19 protein-coding genes, 5 tRNA genes and 1 other annotated feature are annotated in these 22,608 nt (G+C 54.8%); of the genes, 2 read left to right on the forward strand and 22 right to left on the reverse strand.

Translation table 11 applies throughout. From position 1 onward, the window contains the following. Positions 1-448: 448 nt before the first annotated feature. From dmpI to tadA, 12 genes are all read right to left on the reverse strand, one after another. A complete protein-coding gene (gene dmpI / locus BUA65_RS15410; RefSeq protein ID WP_072870999.1) occupies positions 449-637 on the reverse strand; it encodes a 4-oxalocrotonate tautomerase DmpI in 189 nt (62 codons plus the stop codon). A gap of 75 nt (positions 638-712) precedes the next feature. Next, on the reverse strand, positions 713-1,498 hold the full coding sequence (locus BUA65_RS15415; protein WP_072871001.1) for an ABC transporter ATP-binding protein: 786 nt from the start codon (positions 1,496-1,498) through the stop codon (positions 713-715). Between the two features lie 2 nt (positions 1,499-1,500). After that, the gene (locus tag BUA65_RS15420; protein WP_072871002.1) at positions 1,501-2,280 is read right to left on the reverse strand and encodes an ABC transporter permease; all 780 of its coding nucleotides are present in this window, start codon (positions 2,278-2,280) and stop codon (positions 1,501-1,503) included. Between the two features lie 137 nt (positions 2,281-2,417). Beyond that, positions 2,418-3,434, reverse strand: coding sequence for an ABC transporter substrate-binding protein (locus tag BUA65_RS15425; protein ID WP_072871004.1), 1,017 nt, complete (start codon positions 3,432-3,434; stop codon positions 2,418-2,420). Between the two features lie 83 nt (positions 3,435-3,517). Continuing rightward, the gene (hisC, locus tag BUA65_RS15430) at positions 3,518-4,630 is read right to left on the reverse strand and encodes a histidinol-phosphate transaminase (RefSeq protein ID WP_072871006.1); all 1,113 of its coding nucleotides are present in this window, start codon (positions 4,628-4,630) and stop codon (positions 3,518-3,520) included. Between the two features lie 98 nt (positions 4,631-4,728). Further along, positions 4,729-5,850 (reverse strand): iron-containing alcohol dehydrogenase family protein, encoded by a 1,122-nt coding sequence (locus BUA65_RS15435; protein ID WP_131821534.1) that lies wholly within the window; start codon positions 5,848-5,850, stop codon positions 4,729-4,731. Positions 5,851-6,129: 279 nt separating this feature from the next. After that, positions 6,130-8,532, reverse strand: coding sequence for a PAS domain S-box protein (locus tag BUA65_RS15440; RefSeq protein WP_072871009.1), 2,403 nt, complete (start codon positions 8,530-8,532; stop codon positions 6,130-6,132). A 114-nt stretch (positions 8,533-8,646) separates the two neighbouring features. Further along, positions 8,647-10,638 carry an HD domain-containing phosphohydrolase gene (locus tag BUA65_RS18910; RefSeq protein WP_341349628.1) on the reverse strand — a complete coding sequence of 664 codons (1,992 nt, stop codon included), beginning with the start codon at positions 10,636-10,638 and terminating at the stop codon, positions 8,647-8,649. Further along, on the reverse strand, positions 10,629-10,856 hold the full coding sequence (locus tag BUA65_RS18655; protein ID WP_072871011.1) for a hypothetical protein: 228 nt from the start codon (positions 10,854-10,856) through the stop codon (positions 10,629-10,631). Before BUA65_RS18655 ends, BUA65_RS18910 begins: the two co-directional genes overlap by 10 nt. After that, a complete protein-coding gene (locus tag BUA65_RS18660) occupies positions 10,853-11,389 on the reverse strand; it encodes a methyl-accepting chemotaxis protein (RefSeq protein WP_072871012.1) in 537 nt (178 codons plus the stop codon). Before BUA65_RS18660 ends, BUA65_RS18655 begins: the two co-directional genes overlap by 4 nt. A 431-nt stretch (positions 11,390-11,820) precedes the next feature. Then, positions 11,821-11,914 (reverse strand) — tRNA-Ser (locus BUA65_RS15475). A 6-nt stretch (positions 11,915-11,920) separates the two neighbouring features. Continuing rightward, a complete protein-coding gene (tadA, locus tag BUA65_RS15480) occupies positions 11,921-12,394 on the reverse strand; it encodes a tRNA adenosine(34) deaminase TadA (RefSeq protein WP_072871015.1) in 474 nt (157 codons plus the stop codon). Positions 12,395-12,643: 249 nt separating this feature from the next. Between tadA and mtaB the strand changes: the two genes are divergently transcribed. Further along, the gene (mtaB, locus tag BUA65_RS15485; protein WP_072871017.1) at positions 12,644-13,969 is read left to right on the forward strand and encodes a tRNA (N(6)-L-threonylcarbamoyladenosine(37)-C(2))-methylthiotransferase MtaB; all 1,326 of its coding nucleotides are present in this window, start codon (positions 12,644-12,646) and stop codon (positions 13,967-13,969) included. Positions 13,970-13,985: 16 nt separating this feature from the next. Here the strand turns inward: mtaB and BUA65_RS15490 are convergent. The 4 genes from BUA65_RS15490 to BUA65_RS15505 form a co-directional block, all read right to left on the reverse strand. Next, a tRNA-Arg gene (locus BUA65_RS15490) sits at positions 13,986-14,062 on the reverse strand. A 154-nt stretch (positions 14,063-14,216) separates the two neighbouring features. Beyond that, a tRNA-Arg gene (locus BUA65_RS15495) sits at positions 14,217-14,293 on the reverse strand. 122 nt (positions 14,294-14,415) lie between these two features. Beyond that, positions 14,416-14,510 (reverse strand) — tRNA-Ser (locus BUA65_RS15500). Between the two features lie 18 nt (positions 14,511-14,528). After that, positions 14,529-14,619, reverse strand: a tRNA-Ser gene (locus BUA65_RS15505). 432 nt (positions 14,620-15,051) lie between these two features. On the opposite strand from BUA65_RS15505, the gene BUA65_RS15510 reads away from it, so the two are divergent. Continuing rightward, positions 15,052-15,486 carry an Hsp20/alpha crystallin family protein gene (locus BUA65_RS15510; protein ID WP_072871018.1) on the forward strand — a complete coding sequence of 145 codons (435 nt, stop codon included), beginning with the start codon at positions 15,052-15,054 and terminating at the stop codon, positions 15,484-15,486. 63 nt (positions 15,487-15,549) lie between these two features. Here BUA65_RS15510 and serS read toward each other — a convergent pair whose 3' ends face one another. The 6 genes from serS to pdxS all read right to left on the reverse strand — a co-directional run bounded on the left by serS (position 15,550) and on the right by pdxS (position 22,180). Continuing rightward, positions 15,550-16,824: a serine--tRNA ligase gene (gene serS, locus BUA65_RS15515; protein WP_072871020.1), complete on the reverse strand. Its 1,275-nt coding sequence runs from the start codon at positions 16,822-16,824 to the stop codon at positions 15,550-15,552. A 74-nt stretch (positions 16,825-16,898) separates the two neighbouring features. Further along, positions 16,899-17,543, reverse strand: a complete 645-nt coding sequence (locus tag BUA65_RS15520) for a histidine phosphatase family protein (protein ID WP_207543913.1) — start codon at positions 17,541-17,543, stop codon at positions 16,899-16,901. A 41-nt stretch (positions 17,544-17,584) separates the two neighbouring features. Continuing rightward, complete coding sequence (serA, locus tag BUA65_RS15525; protein ID WP_072871021.1) at positions 17,585-19,168, reverse strand: phosphoglycerate dehydrogenase; 1,584 nt, start codon at positions 19,166-19,168, stop codon at positions 17,585-17,587. Then, positions 19,168-20,319 carry a pyridoxal-phosphate-dependent aminotransferase family protein gene (locus tag BUA65_RS15530; RefSeq protein WP_072871023.1) on the reverse strand — a complete coding sequence of 384 codons (1,152 nt, stop codon included), beginning with the start codon at positions 20,317-20,319 and terminating at the stop codon, positions 19,168-19,170. The genes serA and BUA65_RS15530 overlap by 1 nt, the downstream gene beginning before the upstream one ends. Positions 20,320-20,388: 69 nt before the next feature. Next, positions 20,389-20,615: a binding site (T-box leader), on the reverse strand. A gap of 85 nt (positions 20,616-20,700) precedes the next feature. Continuing rightward, on the reverse strand, positions 20,701-21,264 hold the full coding sequence (pdxT, locus tag BUA65_RS15535) for a pyridoxal 5'-phosphate synthase glutaminase subunit PdxT (protein WP_072871025.1): 564 nt from the start codon (positions 21,262-21,264) through the stop codon (positions 20,701-20,703). Between the two features lie 31 nt (positions 21,265-21,295). Beyond that, positions 21,296-22,180, reverse strand: coding sequence for a pyridoxal 5'-phosphate synthase lyase subunit PdxS (gene pdxS / locus BUA65_RS15540; protein WP_072871028.1), 885 nt, complete (start codon positions 22,178-22,180; stop codon positions 21,296-21,298). Between the last annotated feature and the right edge of the window lie 428 nt (positions 22,181-22,608).

Below are 22,608 nucleotides of genomic sequence, written 5' to 3' on the forward strand. Positions count from 1 at the left end.
CAGGTCTCCCCGGGTAAGAGCGTTAACCTTCACCTCGTGCCCGCCCCATATACTCCGCCGTCCCTTGGCAGCCTGGGATTTCGCTGTGTCACGCCAGCTCATCCGAACGGCTTAGCCTCTTATGGGGTTCTTGTTCATCGGGCCGTGGTTTTGCCTCCGGCTTCCTTCGGATTCCACCTCGCGATGGACACCCTTGCCTTTGGCTAGCAGACTCGTGCTGCCTCGCCTGCAGTGGACTTTCACCACCAAGTTAACGCCCATGCCGGGCGCACGTGAACCTACCCCGGGACAAGCCCCGGGGCTTCGTTAAACAAATACCCTGCAGCAGATATACCCGGGCAAACACGTAGACCCGGGTATTTACCCGGGTTTGCCCAGCCTTCAAACCACCGATGACCTAGCGACCAAACCCGCCAGGGGAATAATATTTTTCTCCCTCCAGCGGTCCCTATTTCTCCCTGTCCGCCAGCAAAACTCCCCCGACACCCACGTTTTCACGTTCCATCTCTTCAATGAGAATTGTAAAAGCCTGGGCGGGGATATTCATGATCTTGCTGGCCGTCTCGGTAAAGGATTTCACCAGTTCCGCCTTTTGTTCCTTGCTCATTTTCGGGCCGTTAACCGTAATTACAGGCATTCTTTCACCCCCTCTTGATGCTGCAGGATTCTCAAAAAGCGCCCTCTTTTTTCCGAGAGGGCGCTTAGTTTGCTCTTAGACCGCTTTCAAGCTTTCGGCCCGGATGAGGTCCAGCAAGCGCTTTTTCAGGCGCAAGAATTCGGGCTCGTCTTTCATTTCGTAAGTGCGCGGCCGGGGCAAGTTGATCTGAACCGTCTCTTTAATTTGCCCGGGGCGGGCGGTCATTACGTGCACCGTATCGCTTAAAAAAACTGCTTCCTCCACGTCATGGGTTACAAAGAGAATGGTTTTGCGGGATTCCTCCCACACCTTGAGCAGAATCTCCTGCATGATCAATCTGGTTTGGGCGTCCAGGGCGCCAAACGGCTCGTCCATGAGCAGTATTTCCGGGTCGTTGGCCAGGGCACGGGCAATGGCGACCCGCTGTTTCATCCCCCCGGAAAGACTTACCGGGTACGCCTCCTCAAAACCCTTCAAACCGACCAGTTCAATGTAATGCTGGGAGATGGCGTGGCGCTCTGCCGCCGGTACGCCACGCAATTCCAGGCCGAATTCGATATTGCGCCGCACCGTCAACCAGGGAAAAAGGGTATAGGATTGGAAAACCATCCCCCGGTCCGGTCCAGGCCCCTTGATTTCCCGGCCGTCCAGCAGTACCCGCCCGGCGGTGGGCTCGGTCAATCCAGCCACAATCCGCAGGATGGTGGACTTGCCGCACCCCGACGGGCCGAGAATGGTCACGAATTCCCCTTCCTGCACTTCAAAACTGGTGGCCTGGAGCGCCTCCACATCGTTGCGCCGCCCGTTAAAGGTTTTACATACCCCTTGAATCCTCAACTTAATACCCTTGCCACCTAACATTTTTAAGTCCCCCGCCGCTGGTATGCAAACAACACATTATAGATAAATTTAAAAATTAAATCGGTAATCATACCTAAGAGGCCAATGGTCAGGATGCAAACAAATATTTTTCCCGTGTGCCCAAACCTGGCCGCGTGCATGATGGCATAACCCAGGCCGGAACTGGCCCCCACAATTTCGGCCACCACCAGGTAGGTCCAGGCCCAGCCGAAAGTAATGCGCAAAGTATCCACTATCCCCGGCAATGAGGCGGGGATAATCACCCGGTTGAAAACGGAAAAGCCCTTGGCCCCCAGGGTGTAGCTTACTTCGATTAGCTCGAGGGGCACGTTCTTGGTCACGTCCATGACCATGAGCACCTGCTGGAAAAAAGTTCCCCAAAAGATGACCATGATCTTTTCCGGTTCACCCAGGCCCAGCCACAGGATGAACAGGGGAATAAAGGCCGAAGCCGGCATATAGCGGACAAAGCCAAACATGGGCTCAAAAAAACCCAGGGCCCACTTCCAGGTACCCATGAGGATCCCCAGGGGTACCGCGATTACAGCCGAGATTAAAAAACCGGAAGTAACGCGAAAAGTGCTGACCAGGGCATGTTCAACAAGTGAACCGTCCTGGATCATCTCAATTGCCGTCCGGGCCACCTCACCGGGGGTCGGCAGCAAAGAGGCCGGCACCAGATGCCCGTAGGCCAGCAAGGACCAGATGGCAAACAAGAGGGCAAAGTGTGCGGCTCCCAGGCCGCTGTATAATGACTTGCTTATATCCTGCCGCAACAACATTTTGTAACCTCGATGTTACTGGCGCCGCGGTCCGGGCGCCGGAATATGTGATTGAAGTAAACTGCCGGGTGGCGGCTTCCCGGCGGATGGATAACCGCCACCCAGCGCCACTTTGGGGTTGGTTTCTTCTAAATAGGTTACTTCGGAGCTTTTTCCAGGTAGCTGCCATCAATCATCTGGTTGATGTCGGGCCTGGTGTTAATCACTTTTTTATCATAGTAGAAGTCTACCGCCTTCTGCAAGGTTTTCTGGATTTCACCGTTAAAGAATTTCAGATTGTCTTCCAGGCTGTACAACCGGATGCCGTCCAGGAAACCTTCCGGCTTCATGTCCAGCCCCTTGGCCATGATTTTCACCGCCTCTTCCTGGTTTCCGGCATAAAACTTCATGGCCTTGGCCAGGCCGTTCACGATGGCCTGCATTTCCCTGGGATGGCTTTCGGCAAAATCTTTACGGAAAGCCACCGCATCAACAATCAGCCCCGGTGTTTCCCTGGAGGTAATGATCAGGTTGCCGTTGCCTTCCTTAACTCCCCTGGACAGCCAGGGTTCCCAGGTTACCGCCGCATCCACTTTCCCGGCAACAAAGGCCTGCCCGGCATCTCCGGCACTGCCGGACTGGACCATCTTGATGTCGTTTTCGCTTAAACCAGCTTTTTCCAGGCAGTTCAACAGGAAGAAGTGGCTGGTGGTACCCACGTCGAGGGCCACGGTTCTGCCCTTCAGGTCAGCTACCGATTTAATGTCCTTTTTGGCTACGATGCCGTCGCCCCCGTAGGAATCATCCAGCGCCCAAATAATTTTCAGCGGTACCCCCTCGGCTTCCAGGGTGGATTCAATGTCCAGGGTGGTGGCCATGCCGTCCACCTTGTTGCCCTTTAAAGCAGCCTTCCGCTCAGCCAAACCCTGAATGACGGAAATTTCCACATCCAGCCCTTCCTCTTTGAAAAAGCCCTTATCCCGGGCTAAAAACAACGGGCCGTACCCCGGCCAGGTAGGCAGGGTTATGCGCACCTTTTCCAGTTTTTGCTCCTGCCCGGTCCCTGCCTGTTGCTGCTTCCCGGAATCAGACGTTTTTTGCCCCCCGCAACCGGCCGCAGCCAAAACCAGGACAAGGATCAGGGTTAAAACCGCCAGTTTGCTAAGTCTACTCAACGCTACATCATCCCTCCGTGGTTTTAAAGTTTTAGCGCAATAAACCGTTCGACGAAAAAAACATTTTTCCTGTCGGCAGGAAATTAACTTTTGCTGGTATTTTTAGACATTAGGGCTCCAACAAGGGCCATGTTTTCCTCCGGCCGGCCCACAGTAATGCGCAGGCAGTTGGGCAAATTAAAACCGTGGCCGGGGCGGACGATAATCCCCTGTTCAACCAGGTAGTGGTATACTTCCCGGCTGTCTTCACCCGTATCTACCAACAGAAAATTGGACTGGCTGGGAATGACCCTCCAGCCACAGGTAGTTAGCTGTTCAGTCAACCACTGCCGCTGTTCGCGGTTGTATTTTTGCATGGTTTCTACATATGCCCGGTCGCGAAAGGCAGCCAGAGCGGCTGCCTGCCCCAAAACACCTGCATTAAAGGGAGGACGGACACGGTGCACCCGGGCAACGAGGCCGGCATCTGCGATTAGATAACCCACCCGGGCCGCCGCCAGGCCGTATATCTTGGAAAAGGTGCGTATCACCAGCAGGTGGGGCTCGGCATTAATAAGAGGCACAGCCGTATACTTCGCCGGATCATCGGTGTACTCGTTGTAGGCTTCATCCACCGCTACCAGCACCCGTTCCGGCAGCCGCCGCAAAAAGGGCAAAAGCTCAGGCGCGGGAAAGGCCGTACCGGTAGGGTTGTTGGGGTTGCAGATAAAAATGAGTTTTGTTTTTTCTGTAACGGCAGCAGCCACCTTTTCCAGGTCAATGCGATAGTCGGTTAAAGGGACGGGCACCGGTACAGCCCCGGCCAGGTGAGCAGCCGCAGCGTAGGAACCAAAGGTAGGGGAAGGGATTAGCACCTCGTCTCCCGGATCAAGAAAGGCCATGGCCACCAGGTTGATTACTTCATCAGCCCCATTGGCCAGGAGAAATTGTTCCGGTGACAAGCGGTAGAAAGCGGCCAGTTCCCGGCACAGGGCACGGCCGTAAGAGTCGGGATAACGGTGAAGGGCGGCCGCCGCCTCCTGTACGGCCTTTACTGCCGCGGGCGAAGGGCCGTAAGGGTTTTCATTGAAGGAAAGCTTGTACACCTGCTCCCGACCCAGGCGTGCCCGGAGTTCGTCAAGCGGGAGGTCGGGAAGTTCCACCGGGAAGGCCTGCACGGCGGCGGTCCGCTGGGCGGCCAGCAGCTCAAGTTTCATGGGGTTACTCCACCACTCCTTTCAACACCGAATTGTTGCTGAACACAAGGGACATGAAAAATAAAGGCCGGATGCCTGCTTAAAACCTGTTCAGCTATTTAAAGCCGGCGGCCCAACTCATCGGCCGCCAGCAGGGCCTGCACCAGCATCTCTTCATCAACAGAGAAGGGCATGTTCTGGATGTCTTCCGTGGTCAGGGCCCCGGCTGCTACTAAGGCAAGTTTTTCAGGCGTCACGGCAGCAAGGCCAAGTTCGGCAAAGGTTGTGGGTAAGCCCAGCTTCCGGTAATAATTGATAAGTTCCCTTGCTTCAGACGCATTATTTTCCAGCATTAATTGAACCAGAATCCCAAAGGCCACGCTTTCCCCGTGGTAGCGACCGTGGGTTTCCGGCAGGCAGGTCAGGCCGGAATATACCGCGTGGGCGGCTGCAGTACGGCACTCGTCGCCGCCCAACCCGCTGACCAGGCCGCTGACCATGATAATGGCGTCCACCACTTCAGCCAGGTGTTTATTTACTTCCCGGAGTCTAACCGCCTCCAGGGCGGCTTCCCCGTGCATAACAAGCACTTCCCGGGCCACTGCCGCCAGCTGCAGGGCACTGCGAATCACGGCTGAATCAGAACGGTTCCGGGCTGTTGCTTTCAGCTCATACCACTTGGCCAGGGTATCCCCGATGCCGGCGATTAAAAACCCGGCCGGAGCCCGGGCGATGGTTGTCAGATCTACCACTACCAGATCCGGCAGGCGCACCCGCCGGGAGATTTCCTGGAAAACGCCCTGCTCGTTGTAGATGATGGAAATACCGGTAAAGGCCGCGCAGGTGGCGGCAATGGTGGGAACGGTCACTACCGGAACATCGGCCACGTAAGCAGCCCCCTTGGCCGTATCCAGGGCTTTACCGCCGCCCACGCCAATTAGCATCTCCGCCCCGGCGTCCCGCACGGCAGCAGCCAGCTTTTCGATATTAACAGGGGAACACTCTCCCCCGTACCATACACAACCGGCTATCTCCCTGCCGGCTTCTTTTAACCCTGCCGTGAGGCGCTCCCCGGTAACCTGCAGGGCGGTTTTCCCACCGGCGATCAAAACCCGCCGCACCGCCCGGGGCAATAACTCACCTAAACTTTCCAGCGCCAGTTCTTCCCGTACATATTTGATTGGAGCAATGCAACGCTGCATATTTATACTATCACCCAAAAACATATTTCGTGATTTCACGACAAAAACCTTCTTTGGCTGTGTGCAAATTCGGCAACCAAAAAACCACCTGCGAAAAATGTCCGGTTCATTTATCCCCCAAAAAAGTCCAGCGCCTGTTTTCTACCTCCACCCATTATGCCAAAAACAACCTGTCCAGCGGACTTTAATTTCGGGTCTTTATTTAAATTTTTAACTGTTACGGCGACTAATCGTCGACACCAGAGCAGCATCCTTGAATGAATAATGGTTCTCCCCTGCAAAAACCCCGGCATAACCCGGGGTTACTAACACTTGAATCTATATACATGCACCTGTATACCGGACACAGTTTCGCCCGGCAGCCTTTGCTGCGTACAGCGTATTGTCGGCGCGCATAATGAGGGTATCGGCCGTGTCCGGCGGGCAGTAACCGGCCACTCCGAAACTGGCAGTCACGTGGCCTACGCCCGGAATATCCATGCGGCTTAACCGTTCTCGAAGCTCTTCCGCTAAACCGGCGGCCTTATCCACCGGTGTATTTGGCAAAAGTATTATAAATTCTTCTCCGCCCCAGCGGGCCAGGCAGTCTGTTTTGCGGATCCTTTGTTTGATCATATCTACTAAACTTTTAAGGACACGGTCGCCGGCAGCGTGCCCGAAGCGGTCGTTTATGCTCTTAAAGTGGTCCAGGTCCACCATGATTATGGAAAAGGGCAGACCGGTCCGCCGCGTGCGCTCAATTTCCTGTTCCAGCACCTGCATAAAATAGCGGCGGTTGTAAGCATTTGTAAGGGGATCGGTTATGGAAAGACAGCGAAGTTCTTCTTCCATTTTTTTGCGATCCGTAAGATCCATAAAGTTTTCAATTAATTTCTCCCCGCTTTCCGTCTGGAGGCGCCTGACGGTTTTTAACACGGGTATTTGGGTGCCGTCCGCCCGGCGCAAAATCCGCTCGGCACGGTCGACTTCCTCCCCTAAATCTTTGACCGGACAACATCCTTTGGGGCACGAGAAAAATTCAAAGCAGGTCTTGCCTATAATCGCTTCCGGGGGAGCTCCCATCAGGGCTGCTGCCTCCTGGTTTACGTCCTCGATCCGGTGTGACAGGGCGTCAACGGTAATTATCCCTACCGGCATACTGGTAAGAAGAAGGTTCAAGTACTCCTCGCGCTGCCGGAGGTCTTCCTCCATCTTTTTATATTTTGTGACGTCTACGGCGTAGTGAAGGTAGATATCCTCTCCCAAGGGGACCCACCAGGTATCCCAGATGCCCCCTGCAAATTCCACTTCGCTGTTTATTGGTGCATTTTTATCCAAAGCCTCGTCTCCACGGCAGAAATAACATTTCGTGCCGGGTAAAGGGGTGCCGGATTTTTCAATTGCCTCCCGGCACTCGTCTGGAAGGGATTTCGTACCATGTATGCTCCTCCAACAATAATTTCCTACTTTTGTTCCCACCACCATTTCCGCCGCTTTATTCTGCGCCAGAATACGGCGATCCCTTGAAACCAGCCAGGCCGGACTGGGAATGCCCTCCAGTATCTGGCGGAGCCGCTCTTCTTTGCGCCTGTTTTCCTCCTCCAGCCGCTTGCGCTCGCTGATGTCGCGCACAATGCCCACTGCATGCCAGGCGTCCCTGATCTTCAAAGCAGACAGTGAGAGCTCCACATCAAGCTCCCGCCCGTCTTTATGTTTGGCTTTCAGCTCAATTGTTTTCCCTATGGCATTCCCTTCCCCGGTCAGCTGAAAACGCTGGAAGCCCTCTCTATAGGCCTGGTACTGGTTTTCCTCCGGCACCACCAGCCGGTGCAGTTCCTTCCCCAGGATTTCTTCCCGGGAGTAGCCGAAGAGCTGTTCCGCCGCCGGGTTCCAGAAAGTGACGTTCCCCTGCCCGTCAAGCATGACGATGGCGTCCCGGGCCGAGCCCATTACGGCACTTAAAGTTGCCTCCCTTTCTCGCAGTTCTTCTTCCATCCGCCTGCGCTCCGACAGGTCGATAACCAGTGCCAGACATACTTTTTCTCCATCGTGTTCAAACAGCTGCAGGTGTACTTCTACGGGGTAAAGGGAGCCGTCTTTCCGGCGGTGTACCGTGTTAAAAACGATCTTCTCCTGCTCCCCCCTTACCAGGAGGTCAAGGAGTTCCCTGAAGCTCTGCAGGTCAAGCTCAGGCTTCAGGTCAAGGGGCGTCATGTTGCTCAGTTCTTCGATTGTGTAACCCAGATTTTCCCTGGCACCGCGGTTCACCGCAATAAATTTTAAGGTCTCAGGATGAAAAATATAGATCTCATTCAATGAATCTTCAAATATTCGCCGGTACATGTTTGCATGGGCATTTGCTTCATAAAGCCGCAGTGCCATTTCAACCGTGGATACCAGCACATGTTCGCCGGCACCTTTCAGCACATATCCGTAGCCTGTAACCGAACGGATTTTCTCCACAACTTCCTGTTGTGTATGGGCGGTAAGAAATACCACAGGCACGTCTCTGAACTGCTGTATTGTCCGGGCTGCCAGCGCCCCGTCCATTCCTTCTCCCAGTTCTATATCCATCAGGATGAGATCGGGGCACCTGCTGCCGCGGACTTTCTCCACAGCTTCTTCGCCTGTCAGGGCAATTTCAGTCACATACCCGTACTTGTTCAGGATATTTGCCGTTATTTGCGCAAGAAACCTGCTGTCTTCTACAATAAGAATTCTCTTGCCCTTAAATGTTTTCATCGCCAAACCAACCCCCGGGCAACTATTTCTTCCGCGGCAGCGGAATGTCCTTCGCCGGAATCACTTATTTCAGCGGTTATGACCATAAATTGTTTCAGCAAACTAAGATCTCGTTTAATACTGATCTTCGTGAAAATTTTTATCACTTTTGCAGCAGCTTTCAATAAAAGCACTTACTACCTCCGGGTCAAACTGCGTCCCCGCATTCCTTTTTATTTCAGATATTGCTTCTTCCCTGCTCATTGCTTTCCGGTAGGGCCTGTCGTTGGTCATGGCGTCGTAAGCGTCAGCAACAGCCAGGATACGGGATAAAAGAGGAATTTCTTCCCCTTTTATTCCCCGGGGATAACCCCTGCCGTCCCACCGTTCATGGTGGCACAGGATGTATTCAGCAATGGAAGCCAGCTCTGGCGTACTCTGGGTAATGCGGTAGCCGATTTCCGGGTGTTTCTTCATCTCCTCCCATTCTTCCTCTGTCAAAGGACCGGGTTTTAGCAGAATACTTTCTTTGATGGCTACCTTCCCGATATCGTGAAGCACTGCCAGTAACTCCAGCTCATCCATTTGTTTAGCGGAAAGGCCCAGTTCTTTCGCTATTTTAATGCTTATTTCCTTTAACCTTTCTGCGTGTTCTTCCGTTTCCATGCTTTTTTCAAAAAGGGTGGCCTTCAGGGATGAAATAACGGCATTTCTGTAACTTTTGCCCTGCAGAAGCTTATGGCGGTACATCCATTCCTCGGCTTCCTTCAGTACCTGCCAGATGTTTTCTTCGGCTCTGATTTTTGCGGCATAGCCCAGGGCAATACTCAACTGAATGGGCCCATCACTGTCCAAAGTACACCTGTCCTTAATCCTCCTGACAATTTCTTCCGCTGCTTTCATACCGGTCCGGGGCAGCAAAATGACAAATTCGTCACCGCCCCAGCGGGCGATAATATCCTCCCGCCGGCAGCATTTTTTTATTACCTCTGCCGCTTTTTTCAGAAGAAGATCCCCTGCCTCATAACCGAAGACGTCATTGGTCAGCTTCAATCCGTTGAGATCACCAATGATAACCGATACAGGCAGCTGACGCGGCGTATCCAGCCGCTTTATTTCTTCTTCCATAAACCTGCGGTTGTAAAGACCGGTCAACTGGTCATGATAGCTCAAAAAGAGGATTTTTTCTTCAAATTTCTTGCGCAGAATATATTCGGAAATAATCCTTGCGGCAAGCTTCAGGCAATTGATGTCGTCCTCAGACCATTCCCTGTTTTTTAGGCAGTCGTCTAAACCGATAAAGCCGTATAAATCCCCTTCCACATATACAGGCAGTACCAGCAGGGACTTGATCTCCCGGGGCCTTAAGATTTCCTTTGTCTTTTCGTCGGGGATGTCTTCAATATCCCTGTAGTTTATCACTTCCCTGTTTTTGAGCCTGTCCACCCACCAGGTAAATTTAGCCTCAGGGATTTCCTGAAGGTTTTCTTTCTGGGGCGTTATACCGGGCGCCGTCCACTCAAAAGTATTGCTCATGGTCCCTTTTTCCCGGTCCGCTTCAAAGAGGTAGGCCCGGCTTGCCTTGAGGCCTTCTTCCATCATCCGCAGGGCTTTGAAAAGAAAAACCTCAGGTTCAGTCTCCTGCATGGCCAAAAAGGAAAGGCCGCTGATGAGCTTTTCGTATTCCAGCCTTTTTTGGAGCTCCGCTTCGGCCTTCTTTTGCAGGGTAATATCTTTGCTGGAGCCAACCAGGTATTTTACCTTCCCCTTTTCCAGCACCGGCGTCAGGGTAGTCAGCCAGGTTCTTTTCCCAGCAGGGAGGGTCAGGGTCTCTTCATAGGTCAAGGGCTTTTTACTCTCCAGACACCTTTTATAATTGGCGCTGACGGCTTTACCAATTTCTTTCCCGGCCAGTTCAACGGGAGTTTTGTCTTTTATATCCTCCAGGCTGAACCCGGTCAATTTCTGGTGGGCGGCATTATTACTCATGTACCGGAATTCTCCGTCTTCGGTAGTCGCCGTGTAACGGGGTGAAATACCGGGGGCGGCCAGCGCCGCCTCCCGGCTTAGATCCTTAAAGCTCTTGCGTTGATCAACCCCGCCGACGGCCGGGACCCCTACACGCAGGAGCGTGCGGCCAACCTGTCCAGTTCGCCAACCAGCGCGGTAAGCTCTTCGGTAGCGGCGGAGACTTCCTCCATTGCCGACGTCTGCTCTTCTGTTGTCCCGGCAACGTTCTGCACGCCGGCCGACATTTCTTCCGTGGCGGCGGCCACCTCCTGAACCTGCCGCGCAACATCCTCGATGGCAAGGTTGATGGCCTTGATACCAATCCCGTTGATCACCTTGCTACCCTCCGCGACTCCGCCGCCCCGGCGGCCATGATTTCGACCGCCTTCCTGGTCTCGTTCTGGACGGTGGTAATCAGCTCGTAGATCTCCTTGGCGGCGTTGGCTGACTGCTCGGCCAGCTTGCGGACTTCCTCGGCGACGACAGCGAAGCCGCGGCCCTGTTCCCCGGCGCGGGCCGCTTCGATGGCGGCGTTCAGGGCCAGCAAGTTCGTCTGGTCGGCGATCTGGGTGATCAGGTCCACAATCTGGGTGATCTGGCCCGCGGTCTGGTTCAGAGCATTAATGGCAAAAGAAGCATTGGCGCTTGACTGCTCAATGGCCTTCATCTGTTCGACGACTTGCTCGACACCCCTGGCACCTTCAGCGGCCCTGGCCGCAGCCTGTTCGGCCGTCGCTGAGACCTTCTGCACATTTTCGGTTACCTGTTCGACGGTCGAAGCCATTTCGCTCATGGTGGCGGCCGTTTCGTTCGCCCCGGCGGCGGTCTGCTCGGCCTGGGCGGCGAGCTGGGAGACCGAGTCGGCCACCTGCTTGGACGTTTGGACTACCTAGCCGACGATCTCGCGCAAGTTTGTGCGCATGCGGTTTTTCCCCTAAATCTTTCTGAATGAATAATTAGACTTTCTGCGCGTTAGTCCATTCCAGCGCCGGTTTCCTCAGGCAATTCCGTTTTTTAGCATAACGCTCCGGTGTTCAGCAGTAGCAAGATATGCCCGTCTTTCATGGCAAAGCCGGAAAGGCACTCGACGGTGTGGCCGAAAACGTTAAGGCGCCGGATACTGCCAACACCCGGCTCGGCAGGGGAATTAAAGAGATGATCTACAAAGACCACGGAGGCCCGCGCATAATGTATCCAAAAAAATTGCAAAATTTTCTGCAAGGGAAGTTTTTCATCTACACTAAATAATTGAGGGGTTATCGCCGTGATTGGCAATAACCCCTCAATTTATATGGCTTTTGGCGGAGAGAGTGGGATTCGAACCCACGAGGCGGGTTTTGGCCCGCCTACTCGATTTCGAGTCGAGCGCCTTCAACCACTCGGCCATCTCTCCGTCAATTTAACCTTCCTTTTGCCTGTCTTTTTGCCTCAACTCCCGGAAGAAACGCTGGATAATTGCCGCACATTCATCGGCCAGGACGCCCGAGACAACCTCTACCTGGTGGTTAAACCGGGGCTCCCGCACTATATCCATAATGGAATCCACCGCCCCCGCCTTTGGGTCCCGGGCTCCGTAAACCAGCATCCGCACCCGGAACTGCACCATGGCACCGGCACACATGGGACAGGGTTCAATGGTGCTGTAAAGGATGGTATCCACCAGGCGCCAGTCCCCCAGGTAGCGGGCTGCTTCCCGCATGGCCAGAATCTCCGCGTGAGCCGTACTGTCTTTCAGCGTTTCCCGGAGGTTGTGTCCCCGGCCGATAATTTTATCTCCCAGCACCACTACCGCGCCGATGGGTACTTCACCCAGTTTATAGGCCTTTTCTGCTTCGGCCAGTGCTTCCAGCATGTAGCGGCGGTGATCCGTCAAATACCCCTCCCCACCAACGATGCCTGAACTGTGCTTACCGGCAAGTGTTATTTTAACATAGAGAGCCTGCCCTTGACAACCCATGGCCCCAAAAAGCCTGTTAATCAACCAGCACCTGATGTACTTCAGTGCTCCACATAGTTTTATCCCCTGGTATTCACCGCCGGGTTATGATGATTAGTGAACACTGTGGTATAATTTAGACGGTTCAGCACTTGTATATATCAAAAGATAGCGGAGGGAAAGTTATTGCCTTACACTTTCAAGGTTAAAACCCTTGGTTGCCCGGTAAACCAGTACGAGGGCCGGGCATTGGAATTGGCCATGGAAGAGGCCGGCTTTGTCCCAACCGGGGATATTGCCGATATTTATATCATCAACAGCTGCGTGGTAACCCAGGCCGCGGCTGCGGAAGCACGCCGCCTGGCCAGCCAGGCCAAAAAGGAGAATCCCCAGTCCCTGGTGGTTCTGGCCGGCTGCTATCCCCAGGTGTACTGGAAGGAAATAAAGGAAAAACTGCCCCAGGTAGACATTATTATCGGCACCACCGGCAGGTCCCGGCTGCCGGCCGTCATAGCCCGGCAGCTGGCTGAAACTCACCGGGAGCAAAGGGCAATCATCGTGGAACACGGACCAGGTGAGGAGTTCGAGGAATTTCCCCTGACCGGCAATTACGGGCGCACCAGGCCGGTAATTAAAATCCAGGAAGGGTGCGACGAAGCCTGCACCTACTGCATTGTCCGGAAGGCCCGGGGGCTGCCCCGCAGTTTGGCTCCGGAAAAGGTGGTGGCCCAGGTCAAACATTTCTTAGATAAAGACTGCCGGGAGGTTGTCCTGGCCGGTACCCACCTGGGGGCTTATGGGAAGGACCTGCCCGGGTGGAATTTGGCCCGCCTCATTGAAGAACTGGACGCCCTGCCCCACTCCTTTCGCCTGCGCCTAAGTTATATCGAGCCAATGGATATAAGTCTTGAGTTTTTGCAAACCCTGGCCCGGGCGCGAAAAGTATGCCCCTTTTTGTACCTCCCCCTGCAGAGCGGTTCGGACCGCATCCTCCAAAAGATGGGGCGACGGTACACAAGCGCAGAATTTGCCCGGCTGGTACAACAGGCAAGGGAATTGATTCCCGGCCTTTCCATTTGGACCGATCTGATCGTGGGCTTTCCCGGGGAAACGGAGGACGACCACCAGCAGACCATGAAACTGGTCGAGGAGCTGGCTTTAAGCCACCTGCACGTGTTCCCCTATTCGCCCCGCCCGGGAACGGAAGCCGCCGGCTTTTCCGATCAGGTTGCTCCGGATGTGAAAAAGAGAAGGGTTCAGGAACTGCGCGCACTGGATGAAAAGCTATCCCTGCATTTTAACCAGCAGCTGGTGGGAAAACAGGTACAGGTGCTGGTGGAAAAGGTGGGAGAGAACCAGGGGGAAGGTTTTTCGGAACATTACGTAAAAGTGCGGTTCCCGACCGGCAACTCGGAATTGAAGGGTTCTCTGATACCGGTGCAGGTTCTGGCCGCCGCACCGTGGGGAGTGGAAGGTTGCCTGATCAAAAGTGAAGGAGCCTCAAATTATTGAGGCTCCCGGTTTTTTCTGGTGCGCCCGGAGGGACTCGAACCCCCGACACGCGGTTTAGGAAACCGCTGCTCTATCCTCCTGAGCTACGGGCGCCCGTTGCAACCCGTTGCAAAATGCAAGAATTATTATTGCCGGGAAAACCCCGGCAAAAAACTGTACACTTACTGTTTGTCCGATATACAGTAAGTGGGAAAATACAATACATCAGGGCTTACATGTGCTTATGTGTGTCTTTAAGTTTTTTAACTGGCGTGCCTGGAGGGACTCGAACCCCCAACCTTCTGATCCGTAGTCAGATGCTCTATCCAATTGAGCTACAGGCACACGACAACAGCACCCTGAACACTGGCAAACGTAATTGTACCAAAGGAGGCCTTAAAAGTCAAGACCGTGGTTTTGGTCAAATACAAGAAAATGGTGTGCTCCATAGCACACCCACTGTTTATTGGCGGAGAGCGAGGGATTCGAACCCTCGAGACAGTTTTATAACCGTCTACTCGCTTAGCAGGCGAGCGCCTTCGACCTACTCGGCCAGCTCTCCACGCAAGTACAGTCAAACTGGCGGAGGGAGTGGGATTCGAACCCACGGGACCGGTAAACGGCCCAACGGTTTTCAAGACCGCCTCCTTAAACCACTCGGACACCCCTCCAGGTTATGCCCGATGCAAATAAAAGTATAACACAGGAGTTCTTAACTGTCAACGGTCTCAAGAGCTGAGGTTGTGAACCGTCTGTGATATTGTCAGGGTAAAATCGGGTGGATCAATTGCACGGGTAATAGGCCGGTGAAATATTCCATAAATGCGTGACATTGAGAGACAGATGATATAAGTTTGACACAATTCCTAGCAATTGTCATTGATCGTAAATATCTGGTGATAAGTGGCTTTGACAGGATCCGTTTCTAATAATTTAAAATAAAATTGCGGTTAGCACTCACCTTTGGTGAGTGCTAACAACGCCAACAAACTTTGGTAGGGGGTGAGGCCTATGGCTCTTCTACCAAAGCCTGTGCCGGGCACCGCCTTGGAGCAGTAACGATGCTCAGTTGACCATAACTTTGTCCAGGGAGGTGAGAGGCTATGACTCTGCTGCCAAAACTGTGGGAAGAACCTTTCCGGCTGGTTTCCAGCATCGGAAACCTGCTCGATAATATCGATAGCGAGTTTGGCCTGTGGACGGGGTATGGCCGTACCGACATCTATGAAAAGGACGGCAAACTTTACTACGAGATTGAACTGCCCGGCCTAAAAAAGGAAGACATTAAGGCCCGAATCGAAGATAATAGACTCATAGTTCAAGGTGAAATCAAAAGGGATGTGACTATCAATGAAAACAACTACCTGCGGATGGAGAGAAGGTATGGACGCTTCCAGAAGAGCTTTCTCCTGCCTGAACAGGTAGGGGAGATAACCGATAAGGATCTGGAAGCCAGATTTGAAGACGGTGTCCTCAAAATCGCCCTCCCCTTGAAGGAATCCATCCGCGGGAAAGTTATCGACATTGAAATTCAATAGCAAAAAGCTTACGGGTGCCCCACTAACGGGCACCCACTTTTCTTTGCAGTTACCTCTTCGCACTCATTCGGGCGTAATCCTGGTAATTCCGCCCATGTAGGGCACCAGCACTTCCGGAATGACCACACTGCCGTCGGCCTGCTGGTAATTTTCCAGGATGGCGGCCACCGTCCGGCCCACCGCCAGTCCCGAACCGTTTAAGGTGTGCACGAACCGGGGCTTACCCCGCCCATCCTTGAACCGGATATTAGCCCGCCGGGCCTGGAAGTCTTCAAAGTTGCTGCAGGAGGAAATCTCTTTGTAATCCTGGTAGCTGGGCAGCCATACCTCCAGGTCGTAGGTCTTGGCCGCCGCAAAACCCAGGTCGCCGGTGCACAGGCAGACCACCCGGTAAGGCAGGCCCAAAAGCTGCAGCACCCGCTCGGCGTCGGCAGTAAGCTTTTCCAGCTCCGCGTAGGAGTCTTCCGGACGGGTAAACTTCACCAGCTCCACCTTGTTGAACTGGTGCTGCCGGATCAAACCCCGAGTGTCCCGGCCCGCCGCTCCGGCCTCGGCCCGGAAACAGGCGCTGTAGGCGCAATGATAAATGGGCAGGCGCTCGCCGGGTAGAATTTCCTCCCGATAAAGATTGGTTACCGGTACCTCGGCAGTAGGGATCAGGTAAAAGTTCTTTCCCTCCAGCTTGAACATGTCCTCGGCAAATTTGGGCAGCTGGCCCGTGCCAACCATGCTGTCCCCGTTTACGATGAAGGGCGGGAAAATCTCTGTGTAACCGTGCTCCCTGGTATGCAAGTCTAGCATGAAGTTGATGACCGCCCGCTCGAGCCGGGCACCGGCCCCTTTGTAGAAGGAAAACCGGGCGCCGGCCACTTTAGCCCCCCGTTCAAAATCAATGATGTCCAGAGTCTCCCCCAGTTCCCAGTGGGCCCTGGGAGTAAAGTCATACCGGCGTGGCTCGCCCCAGCGGCGCACTTCTACGTTATCGGCCGCATCCTTGCCCACCGGTACGCTTTCGTGGGGGATATTGGGGATATTTAGCAGCGTAACTTGAATCTGTTCCTCCAGGTCCCGGATTTCCTCGTCCAGCTCTTTAATGCGCGCGGATACCTGGCGCATTTCCTGAACCATTTCCTCCGCGTCTTCTCCGGCCTTTTTGCGCCGCCCGATTTCCTCGGAGACCACATTGCGCTTGTTCTTTAACTGCTCCACTACTACCAGCTTTTCCCGGCGTCTTTGCTCCAGCTCCAGAAAAGGCTCCAGGCTCAAACCGGCACCGCGCTTTTCCAGGGCCTCTTTGACAACTTCCGGGTTGCTCCGCACAAATTTTAAATCGAGCATCAGCTTTTACCCCCAAAACACCTCTACACAGATAGTATTTCCCTTAATTTTGCCTCAATATCTCTTCTGGGTTTCTATAAAGCCAGCTGCTCCCCGGCTTTTAACCACCCTCCCAGGTGGCAGGTATCGTTAACGGCAATCACCCGCCAGTACCCCTGGCGGCAGCCAAAGACATTGATGCCCGTATTGTCCAGTTTAATCTGCCAGAAGACCGTCTGGTCCAGGTTGAGAATACGCCGCAGGATGGTGCGGATGGGCGTGTCGTGGGTCACGGCCAGGCTGATCTCCCCGGGATGCGCTCCGGCCATGAACTCCAGTGCCGCCCAGGACCGCTCCTCCACCTCGGCCAGGGATTCCCCTGCAGGCATCCGCACCGCATAGGGATAGGTGCGCCACTGCTTGATTAAATCGGCATAGCGCACCTCCACCTCGGAAAGCAGCTTTCCTTCCCATTCCCCATGGCAAATCTCAATGAGACCGGGCAAAGGAATCACCGCCAGGCCATGCTGCGCGGCCACCATTTCGGCACAGATCCGGGCCCGGGAAAGGGGGCTGGTATAAACCGCCTTGAGGGGCAGCGCCGCCAGGGCGCCGGCCAGGGCCCGGGATTGTTCCAGGCCTTCCCGGCTTAAAGGGGCATCCAGCTGGCCCTGGTAGCGGGAAATGCGGTTCCATTCCGTTGCCCCGTGTCTAACCAGGATGATAAAGGTTTCCTTCAACTACCGGCCACCCCCTTGCCAAAGGGCCTCATGATACGGGATTACAGGTGTACCATTTTTACATCCAGCACCCCGTCAATCCTGGCAATCTCGGCCAGGGTTTCTTCGGGCACGGGTGCATCCACCGAAAGCATCATCACCGCCCGGCCGCCGATCTGTTTGCGCCCCACCTGCATGGCGGCAATGTTGATGTTATGCTCGCCGATAAGCAGTCCCACGGGACCGATGATGCGGGGCTTGTCGATGTGAGGCACATAAAGAATATAGCCTCTGGGAACGACGTCAATCCGGTAGCCGTCTACCATTACAATGCGCGGATCTTCCTTGCCAAAGAGCGTACCGGCCACGCTTTTTTCCACTTTATCCGAGTAAACCTTCACGGTAATCAGGCTCGTATAGCCTTCCGCCTCCCCGTCCACAGCCTGGAAAACCTGGATGCCGCGGTTCTTGGCCAGGACGGGGGCATTTACAAAGTTCACGGTTTGCTGCAGGATGGGATCCAGAAGCCCTTTGACCACGGCGGTGGTAATGGGGCTTACTTCCTGTTTGGCCAGTTCCCCGCTATAAATCACCTCTATCTTGCGGATGCGACCGGTAACCAGCTGGGCCTGCAGTTTGCCCAGTTTTTCCGCCAGCCCCAGGTAGGGACGCACGGCTGAAAGCACCTGCGGGTTGATGGAAGGAATGTTGACCGTGTTTTTCACCAGTTTCCCCCGCAGCGCCGCCACAATCTCTTCGGCAACATCCAGGGCCACGTGCAGTTGCGCCTCCCGGGTAGATGCTCCCAGGTGCGGAGTGGCGATGAAGTTAGGCAGGGAGAACAAGGGGCTATCAGTACAGGGTTCCTTTTCAAAAACGTCCAGGGCTGCCCCGGCCACTTTACCGGAAAGCATGGCCTGGTAAAGGGCGTCCTCGTCGATAATCCCGCCCCGGGCGCAGTTAATGATCCGCACCCCGTCCTTCATCATGGCAAAGGCCCGCTCATCAATCATGTGGTAAGATTCTTTGGTCTTCGGCAGGTGCACGGTAATAAAATCGGAGCGGCGGAACAGCTCTTCCAGGGACACCAGCTCCACGGCCAAAGTGGAAGCCTTTTCCTCGATGATATAGGGGTCGTAGGCTATAACGTTCATTTCCAGGGCCTGGGCCCTTTTGGCCACCGACGAGCCAATCCTTCCCAGGCCGATGATGCCCAGGGTCTTATCCCGTAGTTCTACACCCAAAAAGGCCTTCTTGTCCCAGACCCCTTCCTTCAGCCTGGCCACGGCCTGGGGAATATTGCGGGCCAGGGCCAGCATCATGGCAATGGTATGCTCCGTGGCGGCAATAGTATTGCCATCGGGAGCGTTGACCACCAGGATACCCCGGGTGGTGGCAGCCTCCAGGTCAATATTATCCACCCCTACGCCCGCACGGCCGATAACCTGGAGATTTACGCCGGCTTCGATAACCCGGCGGGTAACCCTGGTGGCGCTGCGCACGATCAAGGCGTCATATTCGGGAATGATCTCCACCAGCTCGTCTTCGGTCATCTTCCGGCCTATAACCACTTCTATATCTTCTTCCCGGCGCAGCGGCACCAGCCCTTCCTCCGCCACGCCGTCCATAACCAGTACTTTATACACTACAGATCCCTCCCCAGAAAGACTTCTTGCGCCGCCCGCACGCCCTTGCCCAGTTCCACCGGGTAACCCAGCCGGGCCAGGGCCATTTCCAGCCCGCTGATGGCAATGAGCACGTCCATCTTGCCGGCGTAACCCATATGGGCAATGCGGAAGATCTTTCCTTTGAGAATCCCCTGTCCCCCGGCAAAGGTGATGCCAAACTCCTCCTTCAGGACTTTGCGCAGATCGTCGGCTGCAATTCCCTCCGGACTGTGCACGGCGGTCACCGTGGGGGATGCGCAGTGATCCGCCGCCAGGAGCGACAGACCCAGAGCCCTGACAGCCGCCCGGGTAGCTTTGGCCAGCAGGAGATGGCGGCGGTAGACATTTTCCAGCCCCTCGGCCAGCATCATGTCCAGGGCCGCGTCCAGGCCGAAGAACAGGGCCACGTTGGGCGTGTAAGCTGTATTCCACTTGGCCAGGGCTTTTTTGGCCGCCGGGAGGCTGAAGTAAAAGCGCGGCGAACGGTTCTCCTCAATCACTGCCCAGGCCTTGGGGCTCACCCCAACCATGGCCAGGCCGGGGGGCAGCATCATGGCTTTTTGGGACGCGGTAACCAGAATGTCTACCTGCCATTCGTCCATCTTGATTTCAATGCCGCCCACGCCGCTGACCCCGTCCACCAGTAACAGGGCCGGGGTTTCGGCCACCAGGGCGCCGATACCGGCAATGTCATTGAGCACCCCGGTGGATGTTTCGTTCTGGGTCGCCAGGACGGCCTTATAACCGGGGTTCCGGGCCAGCTTTTCCTTGACCACCGCAAGGTCCACGGGGTTGCCCCAGCCGAAGTTCACTTCGTCCACTTCGGCCCCGTAGGCCCTGGCGATACTGGCGAACCTTTCCCCAAAGTTGCCGGTAATTAAAGCCAGCACCCGGTCTCCGGGGGAAATCACGTTGGCAACGGCTGTTTCCAGACCACCGGTACCGGAATTGGTCAGGATGAAAACTTCCTGGGAGGTCTGAAATACCTGCCGGATTTTCTCCTGAATGCGCCTGTGCAGCGCGGCAAAGTCTTCACTGCGGTGTCCGATCATGGGGCGGGACATAGCTGCCACTACTGATGGAGGTACAGGTGTCGGTCCTGGAATCATCAAGTATTGTTTTTCCTGCATGGCCTACCTCTCCCTTGACTTAAATTTTTCATAAAAAATTAAACCTCCCATCCCATGCTGGCCGAAACCAACAGGGACGAGAGGTTACTCCCGCGGTGCCACCCTATTTGACAGGCAAGATTGCTCCACTTACCTGCCCTCTCGAACGTGATAACGGGAACGCCCGTACCTGCCTACTGCTGTTTTCAGCAGGTCCCCTTCGGGGAGCTCTTTCACCAGACACCTTACCGGTTCGCAGCACCCACCGGCTCTCTGCAAAGGCCCTTCTGGCTACTCTACCCCTGCATCGGGTTTGCTACTTCTAGAACCTGTTTTACATAATACTACAAGCCACGGCTTTTGGCAACCCTTAATTAACCATTTCAGCCGTTTAACAAAACACTAACATTGATCCAGGAACATGCGGTGCAGGCGGGTATCATCGGTCAGTTCGGGGTGAAAGGCACAGGCTAGAAAGCAGCCCTGCCGGGCCAGCACAATTTTGTCGCCGTATCTGGCCAGCACTTCCACCCCCGGCCCCACGGATACAATATACGGGGCGCGGATAAAAACCGCCCGCAGGGGCTTTTCCCCCAGGGCAGGGACATCCAGATCCACCTCAAAGCTTTCCACCTGCCGGCCAAAGGCATTCCTTTCTACCGCCATATCCATCAGCCCCAGCCGGGGCTGGCCGGAACCTATAATCTCCCTCGCCAGCAAAATAAGGCCGGCACAGGTTCCGAAAACAGGCATTCCCTGCAGGGCCTTTTGGCGGATTGGTTCAAATAAATGAAAATCATGAAGCAGTTTGCCCATGGTGGTGCTTTCGCCACCAGGGATGATCAAACCATTGATTCCATCCAGTTGCTCCGGTTTGCGCACCTGGCGGGACTCCACCCCCAGGGCGGCAAGCATTTCCTGGTGTTCCCGGAAAGCTCCTTGCAGGGCCAGTACTCCAATTACCATGGTAAATAAACTTCCTTCCCTTGTTACTTAATTACCAGCCGCGTTCCTGCATCCTCTGTTCGGGAGCAATGGTAGCGATCTCCAGTCCGGGCATGGCTTCGCCAAGATCCTTGGACACCTCGGCCAGGACCTGCGGGTCGTTGTAGTGGGTGGTAGCCGCCACAATGGCCCGCGCCCGGGCCGCTGGGTTCTTGGATTTGAATATACCCGAACCTACAAAAATGCCATCAGCGCCCAGTTGCATCATCAGGGCGGCGTCGGCCGGGGTGGCGATACCGCCGGCAGCAAAGTTCACCACCGGCAGGCGGCCCTGCTCGGCCACCTGCAGCAACAGCTCATAGGGGGCACCCATCTCCTTGGCCAGGGCCATTAGTTCCTCCCGGGGCATGTTTTGCACCCGGCGAATTTCGGCCATCATCATGCGCATGTGGCGCACGGCCTCCACCACGTTGCCGGTGCCCGGCTCCCCTTTGGTCCGGATCATCGCGGCGCCTTCAGCAATGCGCCGCAGGGCTTCACCCAGGTTGCGGGCACCGCAGACAAAAGGCACCTTGAACTTGTGCTTGTCAATGTGATGATGCTCGTCCGCCGGGGTAAGCACTTCACTTTCATCTATGTAATCCACACCCAATTGTTCTAAAATCTGTGCCTCCACAAAGTGACCGATGCGCACCTTCGCCATTACCGGAATGGTAACGGCATCCATGATGCGTAAAATGACCGTCGGGTCAGCCATGCGGGCCACACCGCCGGCTGCCCGGATATCGGCAGGTACCCGCTCCAGAGCCATTACGGCGCAGGCACCGGCTTCTTCGGCGATCTTAGCCTGTTCCGGTGTGGTAACGTCCATAATCACGCCGCCTTTAAGCATTTCCGCCAGGCCTTTTTTCACGGTCCAGGTTCCCTTCTCCGCCACGTCCGCTTCCCCCAATCGCCTCTTTTCAGTTTTTTACTCCACTATTTTAACTGACTTTTGTTTTAAAGACAAGTAGAGCAGGGGTGCATAAAAAGCAAAAACCCCGGACGAGCCGTTAAATGCACTAAGGTAAGGGGTAGACCTTATAGTATTCTAAAAAAGGGTTTATCCCTGTTTTTATTCTTAAAAAATTAGTTAAATATATTATAATTAAGATAGTATCTGTAGTATAGTATAGAAAGCATTGCTTCCAATGGTGGTGCGTTCCAGTGAGGGTAGAAACAGTTACAACTCCCAACGGGAAAACCCGGTACCTGCTGGTTGATTCGGACGGTGAACCCGTCCTCCCCGTCATGCGGTTCATCAAGTTCAAGGACAACAGCGGGGCCGCCCGGAGCAGCCTCCGCGCCTACTGCCAGCACCTGAAA

The organism is Desulfofundulus thermosubterraneus DSM 16057 (genome assembly GCF_900142025.1).
Classification (GTDB): Bacteria; Bacillota; Desulfotomaculia; order Desulfotomaculales; family Desulfovirgulaceae; genus Desulfofundulus; species Desulfofundulus thermosubterraneus.

Coding starts and splice junctions, on each gene's coding strand:
- dmpI (WP_072870999.1), bottom strand. CDS start 637: ATGCCTGTAATTACGGTTAACGGCCCGAAAATGAGCAAGGAACAAAAG.
- hisC (WP_072871006.1), bottom strand. CDS start 4,630: ATGAAACTTGAGCTGCTGGCCGCCCAGCGGACCGCCGCCGTGCAGGCC.
- BUA65_RS15510 (WP_072871018.1), top strand. CDS start 15,052: ATGACTCTGCTGCCAAAACTGTGGGAAGAACCTTTCCGGCTGGTTTCC.
- pdxT (WP_072871025.1), bottom strand. CDS start 21,264: ATGGTAATTGGAGTACTGGCCCTGCAAGGAGCTTTCCGGGAACACCAG.
- serS (WP_072871020.1), bottom strand. CDS start 16,824: ATGCTCGATTTAAAATTTGTGCGGAGCAACCCGGAAGTTGTCAAAGAG.
- BUA65_RS15420 (WP_072871002.1), bottom strand. CDS start 2,280: ATGTTGTTGCGGCAGGATATAAGCAAGTCATTATACAGCGGCCTGGGA.
- BUA65_RS15440 (WP_072871009.1), bottom strand. CDS start 8,532: ATGAAAACATTTAAGGGCAAGAGAATTCTTATTGTAGAAGACAGCAGG.
- BUA65_RS15415 (WP_072871001.1), bottom strand. CDS start 1,498: ATGTTAGGTGGCAAGGGTATTAAGTTGAGGATTCAAGGGGTATGTAAA.
- BUA65_RS15530 (WP_072871023.1), bottom strand. CDS start 20,319: ATGCAGGAAAAACAATACTTGATGATTCCAGGACCGACACCTGTACCT.